Here is a 3,728-nt window from a genome sequence, read left to right as displayed (position 1 = left end):
GCCCCGCCCCGACCGCGCTCGCGGCCAGGATCGGGCGGGCGGCGTCGCGCGCGTCGGCGAGGCGGCCGGCGAGCGGGGCGGCGACGAGGCGCACCAGGGTCGCGGCCGCCAGGACGAGACCGATCGCCTCGGGCGTGAGCCCGCGGGCGGCCATCAGGTTCGGCAGGAGCGGGGAGAGGCAGCCATAGGCGCCGTAGAGACCGGCATAGAGCGCGAGATAGCGCGCGAACCCGCCCCGTCCCGCCACGTCGTCCCCCGGCCGCCCGACACGTACCAGCCTATACCGGATTGCGCCGGCCGGGGCGCCGCGTCAGGAACGGCCGATGCAGCGCGCGCGTCCGAATCCATCCCTTTCCCGTCCGGACGGAGGCGCGGCTCCGTCGTCCCGCCGAAGAGGCGGCGCGGCGAGCCCGGGGCGCGCCGATGCCTGAGACGTCCCGCCTCGAACTCGACCGGATCGGATGCCGCTTCGGCCCGGTGCGCGCCCTCGACGACGTCTCGCTCGCGGTGGCGGGCGGGGAGATCGTCGGGCTGCTCGGCGATTCCGGCTGCGGCAAGAGCACCCTGCTGCGGATCGTGGCCGGGCTGGAGACGCCGGACCGCGGCGTTCTGCGCCTCGACGGGCGGGAGATCCGCCCCGGCCTGCCGCCGGAACTGCGCGGCGTCGGCATGATGTTCCAGGACTACGCCCTGTTCCCGCACCTCACGGTCGCGGAGAACGTGCGCTACGGCCTCGCCGGCAAGCGCGCCGAGGCCGAGGCCACCGCGGCGGCGCGGCTCGCGCAGGTGGGGCTCGCGCACCGCGCGGCGGCCTATCCCGACACGCTGTCGGGCGGCGAGGCGCAGCGGGTGGCGCTCGCCCGGGCGCTCGCGCCGGGCCCGCGCCTGCTGCTGCTCGACGAGCCCTTCTCGAATCTCGACCGGCGCACCCGCGACCGGGTCCGGACCGACACGCTCGGCGTCCTGCGCGCGGCCGGCGCCACGGCGCTCCTCGTCACCCACGATCCCGAGGAGGCGATGGAGGTCTGCGACCGCATCGCGCTGATGCGGGCCGGGCGCGTCGTGCAGGTGGGCATGCCCGAGGATCTCTACCGCCGCCCGGTGAACCGCTTCGCCGCCCGCTTCTTCGGCGATCTCTGCGAGGTCGAGGGTCCGTGCCGCGGCGGCGCGCTGGAGACGCCGCTCGGATCCTTCCCGGCGCCCGGCTTCGCGGAGGGCGCGCGGCTGAGCGCGGCCTTCCGCCCGCAGGCGCTGCGGATCGTCCCCGCGGGCGGGGGCCACCCGGGCCGCGTCGCGCGGCGGATCTATCTCGGCACCCAGGTGCAGCTGGAGATCGAGTCAGCGGGCTTTGCCGAGCCGCTGCGCCTCGCGGTTCCACCCGAGGCCGCGCACCGGCCGGGCGCGGCGGTCGGCCTCGTGCCGGCGGGCGACAGCCCCTTTATTTTCGCGGCCGCAGCGGATTAGGGACTGATGTCCGCGCGTGGCGGAGCTGTAGATTTTAACTGTTTTAGATCAAAAACTTAGGCCTTGCTTTCGGTCGATCGATGCCGCTCAACCTCCCCGACCTCAGGGAGGAAACCATGCCTCGTCGCACCGCCGGATACGCCCTTCTCGCCACCGTCCTCGCGGCCCTGCCCGCGCAGGCCGCGGAGGTGAACCTCTACACCACCCGCGAGCCGGGACTGATCCGGCCGATCCTCGACGCCTACACGGCCAGGACGGGCACCGCGGTCAACACGGTCTTCGTCGAGAAGGGACTGGCCGAGCGGGTTGCGGCCGAGGGCGAGCGCGCCAAGGCCGACGTGCTGATGACGGTGGATATCGGCAACCTGATCGAGCTGGTGGACCGGGGCCTCGCCCAGCCCGTGAAATCCGCCGCGCTCGAGGCCGCGGTGCCGGCCTCGCTGCGCGATCCGGAGGGGCGCTGGTTCGCGCTCTCGTCCCGCGCCCGCGTCGCCTACGCCGACGCGCGCGACTTCGCCGGGCTCCAGGCGCTCTCCTACGAGGAACTGGCGGATCCGAAGTGGCGGGGCAAGCTCTGCCTGCGCTCGGGCCAGCACCCCTACAACACGGCGCTGATCGCCCATCACCTCGTCAAGCACGGAGCCGAGAAGACGGAGGCCTGGCTGAAGGGGGTGAAGGCCAACCTTGCCCGCAAGCCCGCGGGCGGCGACCGGGACATCGCCCGCGACATCCTGGCCGAGACCTGCGAGATCGGCCTCGGCAACTCGTACTACGTGGGCCTGATGCGCTCGGGCAAGGGCGGCCCCGAGCAGGTGAAGTGGGGCGAGGCCATCACGGTGGCGCTGCCGACGTTCGAGGGCGGGGGCACGCACGTCAACGTCTCGGGCGCCGTGGTGGCGAAGAACGCCCCGAACCGCGACGAGGCGGTCAAGCTCCTCGAATATCTCGTCTCCGACGAGGCGCAGGCGCTCTACGCGAAAGCCAACTACGAGTACCCGGTCAAGGCCGGCGCCGCGATCGACCCACTGCTCAGCGCGATGGGCCCGCTCTCGATCGACCCGACGCCGCTCGCCGAGATCGCCCGCAACCGCAAGGCCGCGAGCCTGCTGGTGGACAAGGTCGGCTTCGACAACTGAGCCCGAGGCGGGGAGGCGGCTTCTCGCGGGACGCCCTGAAACAGGAACCCCTTCCGCGGCTCATGCGCTATGCTCGGCGCATGAGCCGCGCCGCCCCCCGCCCCGACGTCCTGGCCGCCATCGGCGGCACGCCGCTGATCCGCCTGCGCCGGGCCTCCGAGGAGACCGGCTGCACCATCCTCGGCAAGGCCGAGTTCCTGAATCCCGGCCTCTCGGTGAAGGACCGGGCCGCCCTCTCGATCGTGCGAGACGCGGAGGCGCGCGGGCTGATCCGGCCGGGCGGCACCATCGTGGAGGGCACGGCCGGCAACACCGGCATCGGCCTCGCCCTGGTGGCCGCGGTGCGCGGTTACCGCACCGTGATCGTGATCCCCGAGACTCAGTCGGCCGAGAAGAAGCAGACCCTGCGGCTCGCCGGCGCCCGGCTCGTCGAGGTGCCGGCGGTGCCCTTCGCCAACCCGAACAACTACGTGCACGTGGCGCGGCGCCTCGCCGAGGCGCTGGCTGCGCGCGATCCCACGGGCGCCTTCTTCGCCGACCAGTTCGACAACGTCGCCAACCGGCGCGCCCATGTGGAGCACACCGGCCCCGAGATCCTGGAGGCGACGGGCGGCACAGTCGACGGCTTCGTCTGCGCGGCGGGCACCGGCGGCACGCTCGCGGGCGTCGCCGAGGCCCTGCGCGCAGCAAGTCCCGGCGTGCGGATCGCGCTCGCCGACCCCGAGGGCTCGGCGCTCTACGCGTACTATACCACCGGCACGCTGAAGGCCGAAGGCTCCTCGATCACGGAAGGGATCGGCCAGGGCCGCGTCACCGGAAACCTCGCGGGCTTCGCGCCCGACCACGCCTTCCGCATCCCCGACGCCGAGGCGCTGGAGATCGTGTTCGGGCTGATGCGGGAGGAAGGTCTGTCGCTCGGCGGATCGTCCGGCATCAACGTGGCGGGCGCGATCCGGCTGGCTCGTGAACTCGGGCCGGGCCGCACGATCGTGACGATCTTGTGCGACGGCGCGGCGCGCTACGCCTCGAAGCTGTTCAACCCGGCCTTCCTCGCCGGGCGCGGCCTGCCCGTGCCGGACTGGCTCGACGCGCCCGGGGAGGATCTGCCGGACTGGCGGGCCTGAGGGC

Annotated in this window: 4 protein-coding genes; 3 read left to right on the top strand and 1 reads right to left on the bottom strand. The window is 73.4% G+C overall.

All coding sequences use genetic code 11. The features are described 5' to 3' along the window. Positions 1-247: MFS transporter (locus tag AX737_RS28880; RefSeq protein ID WP_197430759.1), on the bottom strand; the 247-nt coding region annotated here is incomplete at its 3' end. A gap of 176 nt (positions 248-423) precedes the next feature. Between AX737_RS28880 and AX737_RS28875 the strand changes: the two genes are divergently transcribed. The 3 genes from AX737_RS28875 (at position 424) to AX737_RS28865 (ending at position 3,724) form a co-directional block, all read left to right on the top strand. After that, positions 424-1,464: an ABC transporter ATP-binding protein gene (locus tag AX737_RS28875; RefSeq protein ID WP_066927373.1), complete on the top strand. Its 1,041-nt coding sequence runs from the start codon at positions 424-426 to the stop codon at positions 1,462-1,464. Between the two features lie 116 nt (positions 1,465-1,580). Next, positions 1,581-2,600: an extracellular solute-binding protein gene (locus AX737_RS28870; RefSeq protein WP_066927375.1), complete on the top strand. Its 1,020-nt coding sequence runs from the start codon at positions 1,581-1,583 to the stop codon at positions 2,598-2,600. A gap of 80 nt (positions 2,601-2,680) precedes the next feature. Then, on the top strand, positions 2,681-3,724 hold the full coding sequence (locus AX737_RS28865) for a cysteine synthase A (protein WP_066927360.1): 1,044 nt from the start codon (positions 2,681-2,683) through the stop codon (positions 3,722-3,724). The last annotated feature ends 4 nt before the right edge of the window (positions 3,725-3,728 follow it).

The sequence above is a fragment of the Methylobacterium sp. CCH5-D2 genome (assembly GCF_001556475.1).
Lineage (GTDB): Bacteria > Pseudomonadota > Alphaproteobacteria > Rhizobiales > Beijerinckiaceae > Methylobacterium > Methylobacterium hispanicum.
The sequence above is the reverse complement of the archived record's forward strand: the minus strand, read 5'-3'. Positions and strand labels throughout refer to the sequence as shown.